We start from the raw sequence: 22,790 nt of genomic DNA on the forward strand, positions 1-22,790 counted from the left end.
CTATAATTATCCTTCCTATAATGAAAGTTCACTTAAGTATTCATAACGTTCATAATACTCTAATAAAGCTAACTCTAGACTTTCTACCTTTTCTTGTAATTCCATTAATCTGTAAGCATCGCTACCTTGTGTAGCCATTTCTGCTTGAGTCGTTTCAATTTCAGCTTCCGTTTCTTCGATATCTTTTTCGATTGTCGCCCATTCTTTTTTCTCATTATATGACATACGTTTTTTCTCAGTCTTTACTTTTTCGACTTCTTTTTTCGGAGCTTCTTTGCTTTCTGTCTTCTCAGTTTGAGGTGCTGGTTTACTTTGAGTATTTAAATAATCACTATAATTTCCGTAAATTAACTTAAATTTACCTTCACCCTGAATGTCTAACAATTGATCCACGGTTTTATCAATGAAGTAACGGTCATGGGATACGATAATGACGACTCCGACAAATGAATCTAAGTAATCTTCTAGCACCGTGAGTGTTTCAATATCTAAATCATTCGTTGGCTCATCTAAGAACAATACGTTTGGTTCTTGAATTAATAATGTCAATAAATACAAACGTCGGCGTTCACCACCTGAAAGATATTTAATTTGAGTACCGTGAGTCACTCTAGGGAAGTTAAACTGCTCTAACATTGATGCTGCTGAAACAGATTGACCTCCATCCGTTTGAAATTCGTCCGCAATTTGTGTTAAATACTTTAGAACGCGCATCTCACCAGGTAAGTCTTGATCCAATTGACGGTAATATGCCATCTTAACAGTTTGACCAATTTCATACACACCACTTGTAATAGGATGTAATCCAGCTAAGGTGTTTAAGAATGTTGATTTTCCGATACCATTCTCACCAATAATACCTAGACGTTCACCTTTGATAAAGCTTTTCGTAAAGTTTTCAATAACAGTCTTATCACCAATCTCAACTGTGACATTTTCTAAATCCATAATTCTTTGGCCGATTCTTTGTTGATCAAAGTTAAAATCAATCGCTTCATCTGCTTGATTACGTGATTCGATTGAACCTTTTAAATCTTCAAAACGATTGATACGTGCTTGTTGTTTAGTGGTTCTTGCTTTGGCACCCTTGCGCATCCAACTAAGTTCTTGTTGGAATAAGCGGTTTTGTTTCTCTTGCATTCTTTCGTTATTGGCTGCTTCTTCGCTTCGTTTAGTTAAATAGTCTTGATAATTCCCAGAATATTCTCTCAATTTTCCAAAGTTTAGTTCTACAATTTTATTAACTGAACGCTCTAGGAAGTAGCGATCATGCGTTACGAGTAATAGTGCTCCTTTATAAGTAGCTAAATATTTCTCTAACCATTGAATCGATGATATGTCTAAATGGTTTGTTGGCTCATCTAAGATTAATAAATCAGGTTCAGATATTAGCACTTGAGCAATCCCAATACGTTTACGTTCCCCACCTGAACATGTAGATACGAGACGACTTAAATCATTCAGGCCAAGCTGACTTAAGATTGTTTTGGCATTCACTTCAATTTCCCAACCATTATTTAAATTCATTTCATCACTCATCTTAGTGAAGCGGTCGAAATTGGTCGGATTCTCAGGATCATTTTCCAAATCTAAGCGTGCTTTTTCATAGCGTAATAACTTTTGAATTTGGGGTGCTGGACTATCATAGACTGTCTCTAATATCGTCTTATCTAAATCTAATTCTGGATGTTGATCCAAATAGCCAATGCGGTAATCATTAGGTTTGAGTATCTCTCCCTCGTCATATGTATCGATATTGGCAATCACTTTTAATAGTGAACTTTTCCCAGTCCCGTTTGGCCCAATCAAACCAATTCGGTCTCCTGTGCGAATCGATAAGTCAACTCCACCTAGTAAAGTTTTTGTTCCGTAAGTTTTATGTAAATTTGTAATTTTTAATTCTTTCATATCAAAACTCCTCGCTAAATTCACTATATTATAACATAGATAGACTGAAAATATCCCATTCCCCTTAGCTTAGATTAAGAATTTATTAGACTCTAACGTCCAATAAAAAATCCAGGAACAATTAGTCCCTGGAAATCATTACATCCCACCAAATTGGCTACGGTATAAATCCGCATAGATGTTATTTTGAGCTAATAATTCCTTCAGGAGTGACAACGATGATGCGATCTGCATTAGTAATTGTTGCTAGGCGGTGAGCAATGACTAAAGATGTTCGCCCTTGTGACAATTCATCGAGTGAAGATTGAATAAAGCGTTCAGTAGCTGTATCTAAAGCACTTGTCGCTTCATCTAATATAAGAATTTTAGGGTTTTTCAAGAATATTCTAGCAATAGATAAACGTTGTTTCTGTCCACCAGAAAGTGAAACTCCTCTTTCACCAATCTGGGTATCAATCCCATCCGGTAAGTTCGAAATCACTTCACGTAATTTTGCAGAATCAATGGCTGCTTCTACCTCTTCATCTGTCGCATCTAAGCGACCATAGAGTACATTCTCTTTAATGGTTCCATCGAATAAAAAGACATCTTGTTGAACAATACCGATTTGTTTCCGTAATGACTGCATCGTCACATCTTGAATATCTACACCATCTACAGTTATTTGCCCTGATGTAATTTCATAGAAACGAGGAAGTAAGTTTACTAATGTCGTTTTACCCGCACCAGACGGTCCAACAAAAGCTACCGTTTGTCCTGCTTTTATATCAATCTTTACATTTTCCAGGACAGGTTTTTCTTTGTTATAACCGAAAGAAACATTGTCATAACGAATATTTCCTTCGAACTTAGGTGCTTCAACCGCATTTGGATGATCAACAATATCTGGTTCTTTATTCAGTTCTTCTTGCAATCTTACAAATCCAGCATACCCTTTTGGATAAACTTCTAACATCGCATTAATTCTCTCAAGTGGACGAATAAATACATTTGAAAGGAGAATATATCCAACGAGCTCACCGATCGTTAATTCACCCACAATTGTATAATAAGAACCCGCTAGTAAGGCAAATAAGTTGATCAAACGCATCACGATATAATTAAAGGAAGAACTTGTTGCCATAGAATTATAAAATCTAACCATAGCTAAACGATATTTCTCTGCTAAATCAACGAAAATATTATTCTCGTATGACTCATTCGCAAAAGCTTTTACCACTCTCATTCCACTAATTGAGTTTTGAATTCCAGAGTTAAACCGTCCCAAGTTTTGTTTGATACTTACATTAATATTAACCATATAACGGCTAAACAGTCCCAGTACAACTCCCAAGATCGGAATTAAAGCGACAGTCATTAATGCTAAGGGTATGTGTACATTTAACATTAAGAGAAACGCTCCAACTAAAGTCATGATCGTTATAAAAACATCTTCAGGACCGTGATGGGCCAATTCACTAATTTCGAATAAGTCCGTTGTAATACGACTCATTAAGTCCCCAGTCTTCATCTTGTCAAAATACGCATAAGATTGTTTTTGAAAATGCTCAAACAGCTCTTTACGCATATCTGTCTCAATATGACTTCCAAAGACATGCCCGATATATACGACAATATAATTCATCGTCGTATTAAATAAATATAAAGCAAATAATAACACTGAGAACATGACAATATGACGTAAATTACCTTGAGGTAATATTTGATCAATGACCATATTCACGGCAATCGGAAAGAATAATTCCAAGATAGCTGAAATAACAGCACAAATAAAATCAATCGCAAATAATTTTTTATATGGAACATAATACGAGAAAAATTTTTTTAGCATTGTTTAACTCCTCTGACATAAAATCTTAAACCATTCTACCTGAATTCAATAGGCTTTTCAAAGTTAAAAATTAAAAAGCATGGCTCTGAATAAATTCAAAGACCATGCATTCATAATTAAACATTCATATCTTTAGCTTATTTTTTCTTTCTTGATGAAACTACTAACCAAATCCCAGCAACTACAGCAACTGCTGCTATTAGGATAAATATCCAGCTATTTGACTCACCTGTGTTAGGTAAAGTTGACATTGCTTGAGCTTTAGTAGGAACAAAAAGTAATAAAGTTAAAATGAAGCTAAATAAAGTTTCTTTTTTCATAAATATACTCCTCATCTATAAGAAATGATTCATTCTTCATTAATTATATGTAATATGATTAAAATAAGCCAGTAATATTCCCTTCCCTATCGACATCTATACTTTCTGCAGATGGTTTCTTAGGTAAACCGGGCATCGTCATAATTGTTCCAGTAATGGCAACGATAAAGCCAGCACCAGCTGATAAGCGTAATTCACTAATTTTAATATCAAAATCCGTCGGTGCGCCAATTAAAGAAGCAGTATCTGAAAGTGAATATTGAGTTTTAGCCATACATACAGGCAGATGACCAAAACCAGCTTGCTCGATTTCTCTTAACTGTTTCATCGCTTTATTTGAATAGGTTGCGCCATTGCCTCCATACACTTTTTGAACTACATGATTGATTTTGTCCATTAAAGTCGTATCTAAATCATAAGCAAAAGTCATGTCTGTCTTATTCTCACAAGCCTCAACAACTAATTGAGCTAATTCGGTCGCTCCTTTACCACCTTGTTCCCATACTTTCGCAACAGAAGCCTTAATGCCCCATTCTTGACAAGCATCTAAAATAACTTGAACTTCTGCATCTGTATCGGTATAGAAGTGATTAATCCCAACTACCGTATTTAAATTAAAGACATCTTTCATTGTTTGAATATGATGCTTTAAGTTCACTAGCCCTTTCTTTACTGCAATCACATTTTCTTCATTCAGATGCTGTTTTGAAACACCGCCATGCATTTTTAAAGCTTTAACGGTTGCTACAACAACGACTGCATCAGGCGAAAGTCCCGCGGTACGGCATTTGATATCAATAAATTTCTCTCCACCAAGGTCTGCACCAAAACCGGCCTCAGTCACGGCATAATCACCATAATTTAAAGCGTGTTTTGTTGCTAATATACTATTACAACCATGAGCGATATTGGCAAAAGGTCCACCGTGGATAAATGCAGGCGTGTTCTCGAGCGTTTGAACTAAATTGGGTTTAAAAGCATCGACTAACAAAGCCGTTACTGCCCCAGAACCTTTTAAGTCATCCACAGTTACGGGTTGATTGTCATGAGTGTAAGCCACAATGATGCGACTGATTCTTTCTTTCAAATCGACTAAATCTTCTGATAAGCAGAAGATAGCCATAATCTCTGAAGCAACGGTTATATCATAGCCATCTTCTCGTGGCACTCCGTTAGTTGAACCATTTAATCCATTAACAATATGACGAAGTTGACGATCATTCATATCTACGACACGTTTCCAATGAATCTTTCTCGAATCAATATTCAATGAGTTACCATGATGAATATGGTTATCTAATAAGGCAGAAATCAAATTATGAGCTGAAGAAATTGCATGAAAATCTCCAGTAAAATGAAGGTTAATGTCTTCCATTGGCACTACCTGCGCATATCCTCCTCCTGCTGCACCACCCTTCATCCCAAAGACGGGACCTAGTGAAGGTTCTCTAAGTGCCAGGACTGGTTTCTTACCAATCTGCGCTAAGCCATCAGCTAAACCTACAGACATTGTTGTCTTCCCTTCACCTGCGGGTGTTGGCGATATGGCTGTAACTAAAACGAGTTTCCCCTTGTTCTTTTCAAAGTCCTCTTTATTCATCTTTACATCAATTTTGGCTTTATAATGCCCGTAAGGTATAAACCCCTCTTCGGAAATACCTAATTTTTTGGCAATTGCATTTATTGGTTTTTTATCAGATTGCTTAGCGATATCTATATCTGTTAATTGACTCAAATAATCACTCCTAATTTGTCGGTTTCTTCAAACATTATATCATAGTAGAACGTTTTCATTAGCTTAATGGACAAATAACTTATTTTAATAACGATCAATCATTCGTGTATTCTATTAATAATAGCGTATTCTATAATCAAGCAAATTTTAACTTGCTTTTTATTTGTAAAATAGATATTATAAATGAAGTATTTACAGCGTATAATTGTTCAGCGTAAAGCACTTAATAGTGTCTTTGCGCTGTTTTTTTATGCGCAAAATTGAAAAGGAGTTTTTATATTTTGGATTATCACATGAAATTACCTCGTAACGGTAAAGAATTTATTGTCTTTTTATTAATTTTATCAGTCTTATCTGTTCTTATTATCGCCCCGTTCATCACAAGCTTAGAAATGGGCTTTAGTCTTTCAACCTTACGCAATGCTTTTGGTGTTATGCCGTTTATATGGATCGCGGTTGTCATCTTAGTACTTTTAACTCATGAACCTGCGACAAAAATTTCGAATAAAATTCTTACACAGGAAGACAGCTTCAGGGCACATATGATTGTTAACTGTTTAGTGAATGTCTTTATGATGTCCATTGCCCTATCAATCATTGCTCCCTGGATTGGCATGCGCCAAATCAATATGATTCCAATTCATAACTTTCTAAACCTTTGGCCACGGAATTTTGCGATTGCTTTCTTTATTGAATTATTAATCGCGCAACCTATCGCTCGTTACATTATGCTTAAAATGCATGTAAAAATGGACGGAAATACTGCTCTTGAAACTAAATAATAATAGTAAGGTGATACAATAAATTCTCAAAGTGTCGCCTACATTGTGCCAAAAAAATAGACATCCAGTGAAGGATGTCTATTTTTAATATATACTAATCTTCGTCCATAGAAAGTACTGCCATGAAAGCTTCTTGGGGAATCTCCACACTCCCGACAGACTTCATACGTTTCTTTCCTTCTTTTTGTTTCTCTAATAGTTTTTTACGACGAGAAACGTCCCCACCATATAATTTGGCAGTTACATCTTTACGGTAAGCTTTAATTGTCGTACGCGCAATAACCTTATTACCAATAGTAGCTTGTACAGGGATCTCAAACATCTGACGAGGAATGATTTCCTTTAATTTACTTGCTAACTCTTTACCTCGGTTGAAAGCAAAGTCACGGTGAACAATTGTACTAAATGCATCAATAATTTCTCCATTAAGAAGAATATCAAGTTTCACTAAGTTTGATTGTTTGTAACCAATCACTTCATACTCTAATGAAGCGTAACCTTTAGTGTTTGATTTTAATTTATCAAAAAAATCAAAGATAATTTCAGCCATTGGCATTTCATATACGACGTTTACACGATATTCATCAAGGTAATCCATTGTTAGGAAGTTACCACGTTTACGTTCACATAGATCCATAACCGCTCCAACATAATCATTTGGTACCATGATTGTTGCTTTAACGTAAGGCTCTAAAATCTTATCAACTTCTGTGTTATCTGGCATCATAGATGGATTATCAACGATAATAGTCTCACCATCTGTCTTAACCACTTCATAGATTACCGAAGGTGCAGTCATAATCAAGTCTAGGCCAAATTCACGCTCTAAACGCTCTTGAATTACATCCATATGTAATAAACCTAGGAACCCTGTTCTGTAACCAAAACCTAGCGCTTGAGACGTTTCTGGTTCAAATTGCAGTGCCGCATCGTTTAATTGTAATCTTTCAAGAGACTCTCTTAAATCATTGTAGTCACTTGAATCAACTGGATATAGTCCAGCATAAACCATTGGATTTAATTTACGGTATCCAGGCAATGCTTCTTCCGTTGGGTTATTAGCTAATGTGATGGTATCACCAACACGCGTATCTTGAATAGTTTTGATGTTTGCTGTTACATAGCCAACATCCCCGGCCATTAAGAAATCACGTTGAATTGGCGATGGTGAGAATATACCTACTTCTACAACTTCGAATTCTTTCCCGTTGCTCATTAATTTCATCTGATCACCCGGGCGCAATACACCTTCCATGACACGAATGTTTAAAACAACACCACGGTAACTATCATATGCCGAGTCGAAGATTAATGCTTTAAGAGGTGCATCAACATCCCCTTGTGGTTCTGGCACTTTTTCAACAATTTGTTCTAAAATTTCTTCAATTCCAATACCAGATTTTGCACTTGCATGAACGGCTTCAGAAGCATCAATCCCAATAATATCTTCAATTTCAAATTGAACACGTTCAGGATCTGCTGCTGGTAAATCAATTTTATTAATCACAGGTAAGATTTCTAAATCGTTATCTAAGGCTAAGTAAACATTCGCTAATGTTTGAGCTTCTATCCCTTGAGCCGCATCAACAACTAATAAAGCACCCTCACAGGCTGCTAATGAACGAGAAACTTCATATGTAAAATCGACGTGACCAGGTGTATCAATTAAATGGAAGATATAATCTTCGCCATCTTTTGCTTTATATGTTAATTCAATCGCATTTAATTTAATTGTAATTCCACGCTCACGCTCAAGATCCATTGAATCCAATAATTGAGCTTGCATATCACGATCAGCGACTGAATGGGTCTGTTGCAAAATTCGGTCAGCTAAAGTTGATTTTCCGTGGTCAATATGGGCAATAATCGAGAAATTTCTTATTCTTTTTTGTCTTTCTCTCATTTCATTTATATTCATAAATCCTTCACTTCCTTTATAGCCAAATGGCTTACCTACAAAAATACTCACACTTAATCATACCAAAAAACATTGCATATTGATAGGCTTCAACACTCTTTTTTTAATTAATTATCCATTCATAAAAATACAATTTAAAAGAAAAGTAAAACATTTTATAGACATACGACAATCTGAAATAAGCAAAACTTAAAGGAGGCAATTCAAGCAATAAAACTAGCCCGAGTTGCCTCCTTATATTACATACTCAAATAAAATTATTTATCGAACATGTCTCGCATTTTGTCAAAAAATCCACCTTCATTATTGGCACGAACCGTTTGGCCAGATTCCTCAGCTAATCTTTGGAATAATTCGCGTTCTTTTTCTGTCAATTTTGTAGGTGTTTTAACTGTCACTTTAACGTGTTGATCTCCCGTGAAGTTACCTCTTATACTAGGTGCACCCTTACCTTTAAGTCGGAAACTTGTACCTGTTTGTGTACCACCAGGTACTTTTAATTTCACTTTTCCGTGAACAGTCGGTACAGTAATTTCATCACCTAAGGCAGCTTGAACGAATGAAATTGGTAATTCATAATAAATTTCAGTCCCGTCACGTTCATATTCCTCACTTGGCTGTACTCTAAAAACTACGTAAAGGTCTCCATAAGGTCCCCCATTTTGACCAGCTTCTCCTTGTCCTGATAAACGAATTTGTTGGTCAGTTTCTACTCCGGCTGGAACAGTTACTTTAACTGAATGCTCTTTAGCTTCAATTCCTGCACCATGACACGTTTGACATTTCTCTTTAATTTCTTGGCCAGTTCCTGAACAAACATCACAAGCTCTTTGAGTCATAACACGACCAAATGGTGTGTTTTGCTCTACTTGAACAGCTCCAGTTCCATGACATTTAGAACATGTTACTGGACTTGTTCCTGGTTTAGCACCTGAACCATGACACGTATGACATTCTTCATTACGGTTGTATTTAATTGTTGTTTCTTTTCCGAAGATTGCTTCTTCAAAAGTTAATGTCACACGGTATTGTAAGTCGCTTCCTCGTCTAGGCGCATTTGGACTTTGACGAGATCCACCAGAACCTCCAAAGAATTGTTCGAAGATATCTTCGAAGCCAAATCCTGCTCCGCCATAACTTCCGCCACCGAAGCCACCGCCGCCGAAGCCGCCACCAAAGTTTGGATCATTTGCAGCGTGTCCATATTGGTCATAAGCCGTACGTTTTTGCGAATCACTTAGTACTTCATACGCTTCAGAAACTTCTTTAAACTTATCTTCCGCGCCTTCTTCTTTATTAATATCTGGATGATATTTCTTTGATAATTTACGATAGGCTTTCTTTATCTCTGCATCAGATGCATCACGAGATACGCCAAGCACTTCATAATAATCACGTTTCTCTGCCATAATCTACCTCCTTCTTAAAATGATAGCAAGTCAGTTTATATAAAAAGCCAAGGGTATTGATGCCCTCGGCTAAAAATTAACATCATAATGTAATCATTTTATAAAAATTACTCTTCGTCGTCAACTTCCTCAAATTCAGCATCTACGACACCGTCATCTTCAGCTGTTTCACCAGAAGCATCTGCTTGAGCTTGTTGCTCAGCTGCTGCTTGCTCATAAAGTTTAACAGTTAAGTTTTGAACAACTTCGTTTAAAGCGTCGCGTTTTTCTTTCATTGCTTCTAAATCGTTCTCATCGATTGCTGCTTGTAACTCATCACGAGCTGCTTCCGCTTGTTTAACTTCTTCTTCAGATACTTTATCTTTTAAGTCTTCTAAAGTTTTGTTAGTTGTAAAGATTAATTGATCTACTTCATTACGTAAATCTGCTTCTTCACGACGTTGTTTATCTGATTCAGCGTTCGCTTCAGCATCTTTAACCATTTGATCAATTTCTTCATCTGAAAGACCTGAAGATGATTTGATTGTAATTGTTTGTTCTTTTTGAGTTCCTAAGTCTTTAGCACTTACGTTAACGATACCGTTTTTGTCAATATCGAATGAAACTTCAATTTGTGGAACACCACGTGGTGCTGCAGGAATATCTGTTAATTGGAATCTTCCTAAAGTTTTGTTGTCTTGAGCCATTTCACGCTCACCTTGTAATACATGTACATCTACTGCTGGTTGGTTATCTGCTGCTGTAGAGAATACTTGTGATTTACTTGTTGGAATAGTTGTATTACGATCGATTAATTTAGTGAAAATTCCACCCATTGTTTCGATACCTAATGATAATGGCGTTACGTCAAGTAATACGATATCTTTAACATCACCAGAGATGACTCCACCTTGAATTGCAGCACCCATTGCTACAACTTCGTCAGGGTTTACTGATTTATTAGGTTCTTTACCAGTTTCTTTACGTACTGCTTCAACTACTGCAGGAATACGTGTTGATCCACCAACTAAGATAACTTGGTCAATTTCATTTTTGTCAACGCCAGCATCTTTTAATGCTTGACGAACAGGGTTTTTAGTACGTTCTACTAATTCGTCTGTTAATTCGTCAAATTTAGCACGGCTTAATGATGTTTCTAAGTGTAATGGACCAGCATCTGAAGCTGTAATGAATGGTAAGCTGATTTGTGTTGATGTTACACCAGATAAATCTTTTTTAGCTTTTTCAGCTGCATCTTTAAGACGTTGTGCTGCCATTTTATCTTTAGTTAAGTCGATGCCGTTTTCTTTTTTGAATTCAGCTGCTAAGTATTCGATAATTTTCTCATCAAAGTCGTCTCCACCTAGGCTGTTATCACCTGAAGTTGAAAGAACATCAAAGACTCCATCTCCTAATTCAAGGATTGAAACGTCGAATGTTCCTCCCCCTAAGTCGAATACTAAGATTTTTTCTTCGCTATCAGTTTTGTCTAAACCGTAAGCTAAAGCAGCTGCTGTTGGTTCGTTAACGATACGTTCAACTTCTAAACCAGCGATTCGACCAGCGTCTTTAGTTGCTTGACGTTGTGAGTCGTTGAAGTATGCAGGTACTGTAATAACTGCTTTATCAACTTTTTCACCTAAGTAGTCTTCTGCATAACTTTTAATGTATTGTAATGTCATTGCAGAGATTTCTTGAGGTGTGTATTCTTTATCTCCCATTGAAACTTTATAACTGTCACCCATGTGACGTTTAATTGAACTTACTGTATCTGGGTTTGTTACTGCTTGACGTTTAGCAACTTCCCCTACTTGAATTTCATCATTTTTTAAAGCTACAACAGATGGTGTTGTACGGTTTCCTTCTGGGTTTGGAATAATTTTCGCTTCTCCACCTTCAAGAACCGCTACAGCAGAGTTTGTTGTACCTAAGTCAATACCAATAATTTTAGCCATATTACATTTCTCCTTTTAAATTTATTCTGATACGATAACCATTGCCGGTCTAATGACACGATTATCAATTCGATATCCTTTTTGTAACACTTGAATCACATGATTACTTTCTTGTCCTTCTCCTGCAGGCATAACACTCACTGCTTGATGGAAGTTTGGATCAAATTCTTCATTCAATGGATCAATTGTATCGATTTTCTCTTTTTCAAACGCATTTTTGAATTGGTTATGAACCATTTCTACACCTTTTTTAAGTGCTTGTCCATCTTCAGATGGTGTTTCCGTTTGTAGAGCTCTTTCTAAGTTATCAATAACTTCTAAGAGTGATGATGCTAAGTTTTGTGATCTAAATTTTGCTGCTTCAGATCGTTCTCTCGTATTAATACGACGCATATTAGCCATCTCAGCTTGTAGGCGTAATATTTTGTCATCTAGCTCTTCATTTTCTTGTTTTAATTTATCTAATTCTGATACCTCTTGAGTTTCTTCTTCAGAAACTTCTGGTGCATCAGTCGTTGTCTCTTCTGATGTCTCTGGTTCGATAATTTCTACAGATTCATCAACAACATTGTTATTTTTTTCGTTATCTGTCAATTGACACCCTCCTTCATTCATATTATTGAATCGATAATTTGTTAATCATCACTTCTAATAACGCAATTACTTTTTCATAGGACATTGTTGTAGGTCCGAGTAATCCTAAGATTATTTTTTGATTTTCATTCACAAATGAACCGGTGAGAAGATTTATATTCGCTAAGCTATCAGCTAAAAACTCATAACCAAACATAATATTAATGCCTTCTTCTTGCTCTTCGAGTAAATGATACATTTCCCTTGAACCATCAATGAGTTCAAAAAGATGTTTCAATGCTTCTCTACTCGTTTGTCCATCTATCAAATCAAAGAGATTACTTTTCCCACTAATGTAATAGCGGTGTCCTTTTATGTGGTGCATTGATTTTTCAATCAACGGAGAGAAATCTAATTGATATCCTGTTAAACGTTGAGTTAATAAAGGTATTCCTAACTTCATCCTTTGATAGGTATCTTCAAGTACAACACCTTTAAGTTCATCGTTTATCATCTCTACTGACTTCGTGATATCATCTTTTGAAAGTGACACTTTTAATTCAATTTGCTCGCTCTCTATATTCCCCTTATCTGTCATAAGGATTGAAATATAACGCGTCCGATCGATTGGCACTAATTTAAATTCTTCAAAATAATGCGATTCTTTATTCTGTCCAAGTACCACTGCTGTAAATCCAGTCAATGAAACTAATATATCTGCACAAAGTTGTGTCAGTTGTAACGGACTATAATGTTTCGCTTGAGTTAACTCTTCAAAATTAGCGTCATCATCAAGAAATGGTAATTCTTTGTCTTCCTGATGAATAATCCCGTCAATATAATAACGATAGCCATCAATAGATGGTATTCGGCCACTAGAAGTATGTGGCTTCATTAGTAAGCCTTGTTGCTCTAACACAACCATATCATTACGTATTGTTGCAGGACTCACTTTTAAGTAACTCTCTCGAAGTAAAGTTTTAGAACCAATGGGTTCTTCAAATTGTCCATAAAGTTGTATAATTAAATTAAGAACTTCCTGTTGTCTTGGTGTCAACATTTTCTCACCCCACTTATTAGCACTTAAATTATCTGAGTGCTAACTGTTATTATAATACATCCTACTAGGACAATTGTCAAGGGATTTACCGAAAAAAATCAAAAAAATTAGCACTCTTTGGTTAAGAGTGCTAGATTACTTCATTTTCTTCAATATCATGTGATTGATCCAGGTTAAATGTGAAACCTTCACCTAGAACTTGTTGGATTCCAGTCACTGTGACAAAAGCATTTGAATCAATGTCATTAATGATTCTTTGAACTTTAATTAACTGAATTCGATTAATAACTACATATAGAACATCTTTTTCTGCTTTAGAATAATATCCGTAACCTTTTAACACTGTGATTCCCCGATCAACTCTCTTCATAATTTCTTCAGCAATTTCGTCATGCTTATTTGATACAACCATGATCGCTTTTTTAGGATTATACCCTTCCATGACAAAGTTTAAAATCTTACTTGTAATATATAATGAGATTAAAGTCAGTACGCCTTTTTCTAAACCGATAACAACAGTTAATGGAATGACAATCATAACGTCAAGGATTAACAATGCAATGGAAACTTGCAAGCCCATATATTTATTAATGATTAACGCAATGATATCAACGCCTGCTGTCGTCCCGTGTCCTAAAATAACAATTCCAATCCCTAGACCAATTAAAAATCCACTTGCTAAAGGTCCTAATAATGAATTCGTTGGGATAAAGCTAGGTAAGAATACAAATTCTAAAAATAATGACATGGATACAATTGCGACGAGCGTATAAAAGATTGTCTCTTTTTCGAGAAACTTCCAACCGATAAGCATAATAATCGCATTGATTATAAAGTTACTCAGTGAAGGACTAATGTCAAATACATAGAACAGTAAGAGTGTGATCCCTGTGACGCCACCTTCACCAAGTTGGTTAGGAATGACAATGGAATTAATCGCAATTGAAAAGATAAACGTTCCAATTAATACGAGTGCTAGGTTTATGATTACTGGTTTATACATCTCGACCACCACCTTGATCTTCGAAATAAAGACGAGTGTTCTCTTCATCAACTTTCAATTGATCAATCAATTCATCGACACTATTAAATTTATATTCTCCACGTAAATAATGGTGCCATCTGACTCTGACTTTTTCACCATAAATCATTTGATCAAAATCTAAGATGTAGACTTCACAAGTTAAATCATGATTATCGTAAAATGTAATATTATGACCTATAGATGCACTACCTAAGTACCAAGTATCGCCTATCTTGATTTCAACGGCATAAACGCCTATGCCAGGAAGCAGTTGCGGATGTGGGACTTTGATATTAGCTGTTGGATATCCTAATGTACGTCCTACTTTTTCACCATGAATAACTGTACCGTATATTTCATAAATATAGCCCAAATCATGATTGGCTTGCTCCATATCGCCTTGGTAAACGAGTTCTTTAATTCGAGTCGTTGCTACTTTGGAAAAGTGTGATGCTAATTCCTCAACTTCAATGACATCAAAGCGCTCGGCAGCATGAATGGGTAAAGTTTGCATATTCGCGATGTCTTTTTTTCCATAAGTATAATCAAAACCTGCCACCGCGACTTCGGTATGCAAATCAACTAAGTACTTTTCAACGAATTCTTGCGGCGTTTGAGTACCAAAAGCAAATGTATATTCAACAATGTATAAAATATCCACTTCAAATTCTTCCATTAGTTCCGCTTTTCGCATATTCGTTGTTAAGTAATGAAATGAATCTAAATTAAGATCTTCATAAACTATTCTAGGATGTTGATTAAACGTCATTAGAGCTAGTTTAATTCCTCTTTTATCTGCTTCTTCTCTTGCTCTTTTTATTACTTTTTGATGACCTAAATGAACGCCATCAAAAAAACCTAAAGTCATGACTACTGGTTCATTTGATATTTCTTTTGAATCGTAAGGATGACTTAAGTGTACTATCTTCATTTAGAATCTCCTTTCATTTAAACAAACATTTTGTATGGTTTTATATATAATTCTTTTTCTGGATGCTGACGATAAAGCGCGATTATTTTATCTTTATAATAGAAAGCCATTGGTTCTTGAAAATCTTGCTCGAAATCAGCTTTCAATAATACTTGACCGTTTTTCACTCGATCATATAATTCATCGTCCAATTCAATTTTTGGAATGTGCTTCAATGCTGTCTCAATTGTAGCCACTTTATCATTGATTTCTTCATTATCTATTAATGTTTGTATTTCTTCAAGCGTATAGCTCTCAGAATCTGAAAAACCACTTGTTTGTAATCTTGTTAATTTCGACATATGCGCAGGATACCCTAACTTCTTCCCTAAGTCGACAGTTAATGTTCTAACGTAAGTTCCTTTTCCACAATCTACTTTGAATTTCCAAGATTGAGTACCACTTTCTTGATTATACACGGGCTCGCCGTCGCGTTCAAACGAATGAATGACAGTATTTCGGATTGGTCGTTCTACCTCTAATCCCTCTCGAGCATACTCATATAATCTTCGACCATTCACTTTCACTGCAGAATACATCGGTGGGATTTGTTCAATGACACCTTCAAATGTTGACATCGCTTTATCGATTTTTTCATTTGAAACGGGCTGAAGAACTGCTTTTTGGTCAACGACTTCGCCGTGAGCATCTTCAGTTTCTGTCGACGTCCCAAGGGTAATCTCTCCAAAATATACTTTAGGTGAGTCCATCAGCAACTCAACTAAGCGAGTTCCTTTTCCTAAACAAACAACTAGAACACCATCTACTTCTGGATCAAGTGTTCCAGTATGTCCAATCTTTTTCATTCTTAACATTTTACGCAATTTAAATACCACATCATGACTCGTCATGCCTTTAGGTTTCCAAACCGCTAAAATACCATTTATCATAATTAACTCCTTAATATAAACTTTTCGACACTTGATTATATCAAACTTCCATCCTAACCGCTATTCTATATTAATTGTTTGAAAATGCAAAAAACCATCCAAATCACAATTGTGACTTGAATGGTTTAAATCTTTACGCTTCGTTGTCACTTTCTTCGTTATCGTCACCTTTAATTTGGTTTAATAACGAATCAATATGACTACCGTAATCAATTGAGCGATCACGTTCAAATTTAATTTCCGGTGTTTTATATAAAGTTAATTTCTTACCTAAATCACTACGAACTTTACCTGTAATAGCATCCAGACCTCTTTGAGTCTTTTGTCTTTCACCAGCTTTATCCGATAAAGTACTATAGTAAATTGTCGCTTGTTGTAAATCTCCGGTAACATTTACGTCGGTAATTGTTACTCCTTCAACACGCGGGTCTTTAATTTCTAATAATAAGATATTATTAACTTCACGTAAAATTTCTTGTCTAACTCTACCTGCACGGTATTTTGCCATAGTATCGTCCTCCTTAAAAGGTTATCTTTCTATTTCAACCATATGGAATGCTTCGATAACGTCATCCATCTTAACATCGTTATAGTTTTCAATCATGATACCACATTCATAGCCTTTAGCTACTTGTTTTGCATCATCTTGGAATCGTTTCAAGCTTGCGATTTCACCTTCAAAGATAACAATGTTATCACGAATTAAACGAACTTGGCTATCACGAGCAATATAGCCATCTGTTACGAATGAACCAGCAATCGTACCTAATTTAGAAACTGTAAATGTCTCACGTACAAGTGCTTGACCTTGAACTTCTTCTTCATATTCTGGGTCTAGCATACCTTTCATTGCTGTTTCTATTTCTTCAATAGCGTCATAAATTACACGATATTGTCTAATGTCGACAACTTCAGAATCTGCTTGTAGACGTGCTTGTGGTGTTGGGCGAACGTTAAATCCAATCACAATCGCACCTGAAGCAGCAGCTAATGAAATATCACTTTCATTAATTGCTCCAACGGCTTGATGGACCACGTTTACGCGCACACCTTCAACTTCGATTTTTTGTAAGCTTGCAGATAAGGCTTCTGCTGAACCTTGCACATCGGCTTTAATAATCACGTTAACTGATTTCAATTCGCCTTCTTGTAATGATTCAAATAAGTTATCTAACGTTACTTTCTTAGTTAAACTTCGTTGAGCTTCTTGTGCTTCTTGTGCACGTTGCTCACCGGCTTGACGCGCAGTTTTCTCATCTTCGAATACAACGAATAAGTCACCCGCTTGAGGTGCCGTTTGTAAACCAGTAATCTCAACAGGAGTCGCTGGTCCAGCTGTACGAATACGACGTCCAATATCGTTAACCATTGTTCTAACACGACCATACGTATTACCAACTACGATTGGATCTCCAACATTTAAAGTACCATCTTGTACTAATAATGTTGCCGTTGCACCTTGGTTTTTATCAAGACGCGCTTCGATAACTGACCCTAATGCTAAACGATCTGGGTTAGCTTTCAGTTCTTGAACTTCTGCAACTAGTACGATCATTTCTAATAATTCTTCAATATTTTGATTGAATTTCGCTGAGATTTCGACAAAGATGTTGTCTCCACCCCAATCCTCAGAAATAATTCCGTGTTCAGATAACTCTTGTTTTACACGGTCTGGATTTGCTGTTGGTTTATCAATTTTGTTCACAGCAATAATAATTGGTACATCGGCAGCTTTCGCATGGTTAATCGCTTCAACTGTTTGTGGCATTACACCGTCATCGGCAGCAACAACAATAATGGCAATATCCGTTACGTCCGCTCCACGAGCACGCATAGTAGTGAAAGCCTCATGTCCAGGCGTATCTAAGAATGTAATAATATTGGCGTCTTCTGTCTCAACTTGGTAAGCACCAATATGTTGAGTAATCCCACCAGCTTCACCTTCTGTAACACGTGAATGACGTAATTGGTCAAGCAAAGTTGTTTTACCGTGGTCAACGTGACCCATAATTGTAACAACAGCTGGACGGATTGTTAATTTAGCTTCATCTTGTTCTTCTTCGAAGTACACATCTAAATCAGATACATCAACAACAACTTTTTCTTCTGGTTCTACACCATATTCAAGCGCGATTAATTCGATCACATCTTTTGAAAGTGCTTGGTTTTGGTTAGCCATAACACCGTTCATCATTAATTTTTTAATGATTTCAGATGTATCACGGTGCAACATTTTAGCAATTTCTTGAATATTTGTTCCTTCAGAATACACTAATTTTTCTGGTAAATCTTTATGTTTACGTTGTGTAATCCCTTTAGATTCAGTGTTCTTGAAATTCTTGTTCCCTTTACCACGACGATTGCGTCGATTACGGCGTCCAGGTTGATTTGATGATTTATTGTTATTAGAAGCGTTCTTATTTGAGTTGTTATTCTGCTTAGTATTCGTTTTAGATTCCTCTTTTTTATGTTGATTTTGTTTTGCTTGGTTTTTATCCGATGCTTTTTTACTAGTATTTTGAGAAGGTTTTGAACCTTCTTTATTTGCCTCTTTCGAGTTTGTTTCTGGTTTTTCGGATTTCTTAGTGTTTTTATTACTAATAATATTATTCAGTTGCTTTTCTTGGTCTTCAGAAATTGAAGACATATGGCTACCGAATTCCATGCCTTTTGACTTAGCCATAGTTAGTAGCTCTTTACTTGTCAGATCATGTTCTTTTGCATATTCATATACGCGTTTAGTCATGTAATCACCTTCCTAATTAATTAGTCATATGATTCCTCACTCTCCACATCATAAGATAAAAATTTCTTTGTCATGCCTTGATTTGTCAAACCGATAATTGAACGGTTTTTACCAATAGCTTGACTTAATTCATACTTAGTAAATTCAGTGTTAAGGGGAATATCTTTTCGTTCACTTAAAGAACGGTATCTCTCTAATGTTTTCTCACTGGCATCGCTAGCGCATAATACTAGGCGAACACGGTTATTTTTTACCGCTTTTTCGACCAATTCATCTCCAGAAATAATCTCTCTGGCGCGCATAGCTAGACCTAACATATTTAATTTCTTTAAATCATTTTTCATAGTAGTTCTTTACGAGCTTTCTGATGATCAATATAATTGTATAACTCATCATAGAATTCATCATTAATCTTCACACCAAATGCACGATCAAATGTTTTTTCTTTTTTTGCTTTTAATGCCAACTCAGGTTCAAGTGCTATATAAGCACCTCGTCCATTTTGTCGTCCTGTTGGATCAAGAAAAACTTCGTTTTCTTTGGATTTAACAACACGCACTAATTCTTTTTTTGGATACATTTCCTGAGATACAATGCATTTTCTCATTGGTTGTTTGCGTTGTTTAGCAGCCATTAGTTCGCTCCTTTAATGAAAATTATCATTTATTATAATTCATCTTGTTCTTCTTGCTCTTCAAGCAATTCATCATAATCTTGCTCATAATCATGCTCAACTTCAGAAATTGCTTCTTCGACAGCTTCTGCATCGTAATTATTCTCTGCTAGATCTTGTTCTTCTAGTTGTTCATCGATACTATCTTGTTCTTCAATTTCTTCAATCTCTTCAACATCAGCAATAATTTCAGCTTCATCAAAAGCGTCATACTCTTCAGTTAATTCTTCTTCATTATTAACTAAGTAATCTTCTTCGATTTCAGCACTTTGTTCTGATAAATACTCTTCATAAGCTGTTTCTGATTTAATATCTATCTTATGTGATGTTAAACGCGCAGCTAAGCGAGCATTTTGCCCTTTTTTACCGATTGCTAACGATAATTGGTAATCTGGCACTACAACGATACAAGAGTTTCCTTCTTCTTCAAAAATTACATTAATAACTTCTGCAGGACTCATAGCGTTACGGATAAATGTTGCAGGATCTTCACTATATTCAATGATATCCATGTTCTCGCCATTCAGTTCATTTACGATTGTTTGTACACGTTGTCCTTTTTGACCCACACATGTACCAACTGGATCAATATTCTCATCACGAGATCTTACCGCAACTTTAGAACGGTCTCCAGCTTCACGTGAAATTGAAACAATCTCAACAATCCCATCATAAATCTCTGGCACTTCTTGTTCAAATAATCTGCGTAAGAAATCTGGATGCGAACGACTCACGACCACTTGTGGTCCACGGGGTGTTTTATCAATTTTTGACACATACACTTTTACACGTTCGTCAATTTCTAAGTTTTCTCCAGCAATTTGTTCACGGATTGGCATAACTGCCTCAACTTTATCTAGGTTGATATAAAAAATTCCTTTTTCGAAACGCTCAACAGTCCCAGTTAAAATCTCATCTTCATATTGGATGAACTCATTATAAATAATATCACGTTCAGCTTCACGAATACGTTGCATTACAACGTGTTTCGCTGTTTGAGTGGCAATACGACCAAAATCGTTTGGTGTTACTTCAAATTTGATTTTGTCGCCAATCTCATAAGCGCGATTAATTTCTAAAGCTTCTTCTAATGAAATTTCAAAAGTAGGGTCATACTTAGTTTCTACAACTTCTTTCACTGAAAAAACTTTGATTGATCCACTTTCTTCGTCAAATTCTACTTCAACGTTTTGTGCATTATCGTATCTTTTTTTATACGCTAATACTAAGGCTGATTCTAGTGCTTCTTTGATGACCTGACTAGAAATCCCTTTTTCTTCTTCAAGAATCTGCATAGCTTGTACTAAATCTTTACTCATCTTCTTAATCACCTCATTAATTTTTTAGAATTTAATTGCTAAGCGGAGTTTTGATACCGCATCGCGTTTAATTTCAAGTACTTTCTTTCTTGTCTTAATTGTTACTTCAATTTGGAAAATTCCATCCGTGACTTCTAATAAAGTACCTTCATGAAATTTCTCCCCAAATTGTGGTACGTAATAATCTAAATGAATATATTCGCCCACAGCATTTAAGATATCTTTTTCAGTTTTTAATGGACGTTCAGCACCTGGCGATGACACTTCTAAAAAATATGCTTTTGGAAATGGATCTGGGCTAATCTGATCGAGTGCCTCACTTAGTTTTTCGCTAATTTTCGCACAATCTTCAATATCTATTCCATTTTCTTTATCGGCATAGACTCTTAAGTACCAGTTTGGTCCCTCTTTTACATATTCAACATCAACCAAATAACAATTTTCTGATTCTACAATTGGCTCAATTACTGGAACTACGGACTCAATAACTTTACTCAATATTTCACCTCATCCTTTAAATTTAATTCTTAGTTATAAATATGAAAGGAGCAAGCGTCGCCGCTCACTCCTCCCCGTCTCTTCTAAATTCCTTAACCAATATACCACAAATCTTTAAAATGTACAAGTAACAGCCTCTTTAAAGGATTCCAAATAAAAAAACCTTCAATCAAATATGATCAAAGGTTCTAGTTTAAATTAATTTGGGTAAATATCATTAACATGATTATTTACATCGATAACTAAAAATAGTTTTCCATCTTGGATTTTTCCTGACATGAATTTGTTCACTGTGCCACTCTCTTCAGTTACTTCAAATGGGAAGTAAACTTCTTCACTGTCTTCATTATCCCATACGACTGTCAATCGTTCGATATCTTGATTTTTTATCACTGTCTCAAACATTCCAGCCTCTAATCCACCTTGATTAATGTCTGTTGTTTGAAAAGTATCAGCTTCAGGTAGTAATTCCATTCTGAAAGCTTCTGAAGGATGAATCTCAACAATTTCTCCATCATTAATTCTACCTAAACTTGTTGAAACACGTTTAATCCAAATATCACCGACTAATTCTACTGGAATTTCCCATTGGCCACCATTATGGAAATGAAAATTAAATGTCTGAACCTTTCTTCCCATTACAATTCTCCCCTTTAAGCTATTTATTTTACTTATAAACTTATTATAACATATTTTTTTGGCGAGTCCAGAAGTTTGTTATTGTTTTCACAATTAAACTATATGAGTAAATCCGTGTTTAATTCAATTAAATTTTAATATGAAACTTTTTCATGTGAATAAAAACATATCAATCTGTTATATTATATTTTCATTATTTGATTTGTCAAATTAAGCTAGACAAAACAGCTTCATCTAAGTAACTCAAAAATACTTCCAACGGTGTTTGGTAGTGCAAGGATTTCCGTGGAATCGTGTTCCGTTTGTGTGCAATCGATGACACAAAGCTTTGGTCTACTTGATTAAAGTCCATTCCTTTTGGCAGTCCGTCTCTGCGTAATAAACCATTGGAATTCTCATTCAAAGCTCGCTGTGAGGGCGTTCCTGGATCGGCAAAATAAATATCAATGTCATGTTGATTACTTAATGCTTTCCAATTGGAAAATTCCTTACCACAATCAAACGTCATCGACTTAAAGAAATGTCGAGGAATCGATTCCAGCCATTGGTTCATCCTCTGTT

The 22,790-nt window shown here is 35.7% G+C and carries 21 protein-coding genes; 1 reads left to right on the forward strand and 20 read right to left on the reverse strand.

Features of this window, described 5'->3' with window-relative positions; translation table 11 throughout:
• Positions 1–15: 15 nt before the first annotated feature.
• The 4 genes from FEZ33_RS00860 to FEZ33_RS00875 all read right to left on the reverse strand — a co-directional run bounded on the left by FEZ33_RS00860 (position 16) and on the right by FEZ33_RS00875 (position 5,794).
• Positions 16–1,908: an ABC-F family ATP-binding cassette domain-containing protein gene (locus FEZ33_RS00860; RefSeq protein ID WP_138403487.1), complete on the reverse strand. Its 1,893-nt coding sequence runs from the start codon at positions 1,906–1,908 to the stop codon at positions 16–18.
• Between the two features lie 181 nt (positions 1,909–2,089).
• Positions 2,090–3,739, reverse strand: coding sequence for an ABC transporter ATP-binding protein (locus FEZ33_RS00865; RefSeq protein WP_138403488.1), 1,650 nt, complete (start codon positions 3,737–3,739; stop codon positions 2,090–2,092).
• A gap of 137 nt (positions 3,740–3,876) precedes the next feature.
• Entirely contained in the window at positions 3,877–4,059 is a 183-nt protein-coding gene (locus FEZ33_RS00870) for an LPXTG cell wall anchor domain-containing protein (RefSeq protein ID WP_171031223.1), read from the reverse strand.
• Positions 4,060–4,117: 58 nt separating this feature from the next.
• Positions 4,118–5,794: a formate--tetrahydrofolate ligase gene (locus tag FEZ33_RS00875; RefSeq protein ID WP_138403490.1), complete on the reverse strand. Its 1,677-nt coding sequence runs from the start codon at positions 5,792–5,794 to the stop codon at positions 4,118–4,120.
• A 281-nt stretch (positions 5,795–6,075) separates the two neighbouring features.
• On the opposite strand from FEZ33_RS00875, the gene FEZ33_RS00880 reads away from it, so the two are divergent.
• Positions 6,076–6,576: a DUF2798 domain-containing protein gene (locus tag FEZ33_RS00880; protein WP_138403491.1), complete on the forward strand. Its 501-nt coding sequence runs from the start codon at positions 6,076–6,078 to the stop codon at positions 6,574–6,576.
• 94 nt (positions 6,577–6,670) lie between these two features.
• Here FEZ33_RS00880 and lepA read toward each other — a convergent pair whose 3' ends face one another.
• From lepA to FEZ33_RS00960, 16 genes are all read right to left on the reverse strand, one after another.
• A complete protein-coding gene (lepA, locus tag FEZ33_RS00885) occupies positions 6,671–8,494 on the reverse strand; it encodes a translation elongation factor 4 (RefSeq protein WP_138403492.1) in 1,824 nt (607 codons plus the stop codon).
• A 257-nt stretch (positions 8,495–8,751) separates the two neighbouring features.
• Positions 8,752–9,903: a molecular chaperone DnaJ gene (dnaJ, locus tag FEZ33_RS00890; RefSeq protein ID WP_138403493.1), complete on the reverse strand. Its 1,152-nt coding sequence runs from the start codon at positions 9,901–9,903 to the stop codon at positions 8,752–8,754.
• Positions 9,904–10,010: 107 nt separating this feature from the next.
• On the reverse strand, positions 10,011–11,837 hold the full coding sequence (gene dnaK / locus FEZ33_RS00895; RefSeq protein ID WP_138403494.1) for a molecular chaperone DnaK: 1,827 nt from the start codon (positions 11,835–11,837) through the stop codon (positions 10,011–10,013).
• Between the two features lie 21 nt (positions 11,838–11,858).
• Positions 11,859–12,431 (reverse strand): nucleotide exchange factor GrpE, encoded by a 573-nt coding sequence (gene grpE, locus FEZ33_RS00900; RefSeq protein WP_235888734.1) that lies wholly within the window; start codon positions 12,429–12,431, stop codon positions 11,859–11,861.
• Positions 12,432–12,453: 22 nt separating this feature from the next.
• A complete protein-coding gene (gene hrcA / locus FEZ33_RS00905) occupies positions 12,454–13,470 on the reverse strand; it encodes a heat-inducible transcriptional repressor HrcA (RefSeq protein ID WP_138403496.1) in 1,017 nt (338 codons plus the stop codon).
• A 130-nt stretch (positions 13,471–13,600) separates the two neighbouring features.
• A complete protein-coding gene (locus tag FEZ33_RS00910; protein ID WP_138403497.1) occupies positions 13,601–14,473 on the reverse strand; it encodes a YitT family protein in 873 nt (290 codons plus the stop codon).
• Positions 14,466–15,425, reverse strand: coding sequence for a riboflavin biosynthesis protein RibF (gene ribF, locus FEZ33_RS00915; RefSeq protein ID WP_138403498.1), 960 nt, complete (start codon positions 15,423–15,425; stop codon positions 14,466–14,468). Before ribF ends, FEZ33_RS00910 begins: the two co-directional genes overlap by 8 nt.
• 17 nt (positions 15,426–15,442) lie before the next feature.
• Complete coding sequence (gene truB / locus FEZ33_RS00920; RefSeq protein WP_171031227.1) at positions 15,443–16,351, reverse strand: tRNA pseudouridine(55) synthase TruB; 909 nt, start codon at positions 16,349–16,351, stop codon at positions 15,443–15,445.
• Positions 16,352–16,487: 136 nt separating this feature from the next.
• Positions 16,488–16,862 (reverse strand): 30S ribosome-binding factor RbfA, encoded by a 375-nt coding sequence (rbfA, locus tag FEZ33_RS00925; protein WP_138403500.1) that lies wholly within the window; start codon positions 16,860–16,862, stop codon positions 16,488–16,490.
• Between the two features lie 21 nt (positions 16,863–16,883).
• On the reverse strand, positions 16,884–19,100 hold the full coding sequence (infB, locus tag FEZ33_RS00930) for a translation initiation factor IF-2 (protein WP_138403501.1): 2,217 nt from the start codon (positions 19,098–19,100) through the stop codon (positions 16,884–16,886).
• 20 nt (positions 19,101–19,120) lie between these two features.
• Complete coding sequence (locus tag FEZ33_RS00935; protein WP_138403502.1) at positions 19,121–19,444, reverse strand: L7Ae/L30e/S12e/Gadd45 family ribosomal protein; 324 nt, start codon at positions 19,442–19,444, stop codon at positions 19,121–19,123.
• Entirely contained in the window at positions 19,441–19,734 is a 294-nt protein-coding gene (gene rnpM / locus FEZ33_RS00940) for an RNase P modulator RnpM (RefSeq protein WP_138403503.1), read from the reverse strand. Before rnpM ends, FEZ33_RS00935 begins: the two co-directional genes overlap by 4 nt.
• Positions 19,735–19,766: 32 nt before the next feature.
• Complete coding sequence (nusA, locus tag FEZ33_RS00945; RefSeq protein ID WP_138403504.1) at positions 19,767–21,092, reverse strand: transcription termination factor NusA; 1,326 nt, start codon at positions 21,090–21,092, stop codon at positions 19,767–19,769.
• Positions 21,093–21,116: 24 nt separating this feature from the next.
• Complete coding sequence (gene rimP / locus FEZ33_RS00950; RefSeq protein ID WP_138403505.1) at positions 21,117–21,590, reverse strand: ribosome maturation factor RimP; 474 nt, start codon at positions 21,588–21,590, stop codon at positions 21,117–21,119.
• A gap of 198 nt (positions 21,591–21,788) precedes the next feature.
• Positions 21,789–22,229 (reverse strand): hypothetical protein, encoded by a 441-nt coding sequence (locus FEZ33_RS00955; RefSeq protein WP_138403506.1) that lies wholly within the window; start codon positions 22,227–22,229, stop codon positions 21,789–21,791.
• A 205-nt stretch (positions 22,230–22,434) separates the two neighbouring features.
• A partial coding sequence (locus FEZ33_RS00960; RefSeq protein WP_138403507.1) for an IS30 family transposase occupies positions 22,435–22,790 on the reverse strand: 356 nt, incomplete at its 5' end.

Origin of the sequence: Ruoffia tabacinasalis, from assembly GCF_005864045.1 — a bacterium.
Taxonomy (GTDB): domain Bacteria; phylum Bacillota; class Bacilli; order Lactobacillales; family Aerococcaceae; genus Ruoffia; species Ruoffia tabacinasalis.

Coding starts and splice junctions, on each gene's coding strand:
- FEZ33_RS00860 (WP_138403487.1), bottom strand. CDS start 1,908: ATGAAAGAATTAAAAATTACAAATTTACATAAAACTTACGGAACAAAA.
- FEZ33_RS00865 (WP_138403488.1), bottom strand. CDS start 3,739: ATGCTAAAAAAATTTTTCTCGTATTATGTTCCATATAAAAAATTATTT.
- FEZ33_RS00870 (WP_171031223.1), bottom strand. CDS start 4,059: ATGAAAAAAGAAACTTTATTTAGCTTCATTTTAACTTTATTACTTTTT.
- lepA (WP_138403492.1), bottom strand. CDS start 8,494: ATGAATATAAATGAAATGAGAGAAAGACAAAAAAGAATAAGAAATTTC.
- dnaJ (WP_138403493.1), bottom strand. CDS start 9,903: ATGGCAGAGAAACGTGATTATTATGAAGTGCTTGGCGTATCTCGTGAT.
- dnaK (WP_138403494.1), bottom strand. CDS start 11,837: ATGGCTAAAATTATTGGTATTGACTTAGGTACAACAAACTCTGCTGTA.
- hrcA (WP_138403496.1), bottom strand. CDS start 13,470: ATGTTGACACCAAGACAACAGGAAGTTCTTAATTTAATTATACAACTT.
- FEZ33_RS00910 (WP_138403497.1), bottom strand. CDS start 14,473: ATGTATAAACCAGTAATCATAAACCTAGCACTCGTATTAATTGGAACG.
- ribF (WP_138403498.1), bottom strand. CDS start 15,425: ATGAAGATAGTACACTTAAGTCATCCTTACGATTCAAAAGAAATATCA.
- rbfA (WP_138403500.1), bottom strand. CDS start 16,862: ATGGCAAAATACCGTGCAGGTAGAGTTAGACAAGAAATTTTACGTGAA.
- infB (WP_138403501.1), bottom strand. CDS start 19,100: ATGACTAAACGCGTATATGAATATGCAAAAGAACATGATCTGACAAGT.
- FEZ33_RS00935 (WP_138403502.1), bottom strand. CDS start 19,444: ATGAAAAATGATTTAAAGAAATTAAATATGTTAGGTCTAGCTATGCGC.
- rnpM (WP_138403503.1), bottom strand. CDS start 19,734: ATGGCTGCTAAACAACGCAAACAACCAATGAGAAAATGCATTGTATCT.
- nusA (WP_138403504.1), bottom strand. CDS start 21,092: ATGAGTAAAGATTTAGTACAAGCTATGCAGATTCTTGAAGAAGAAAAA.
- FEZ33_RS00955 (WP_138403506.1), bottom strand. CDS start 22,229: ATGGGAAGAAAGGTTCAGACATTTAATTTTCATTTCCATAATGGTGGC.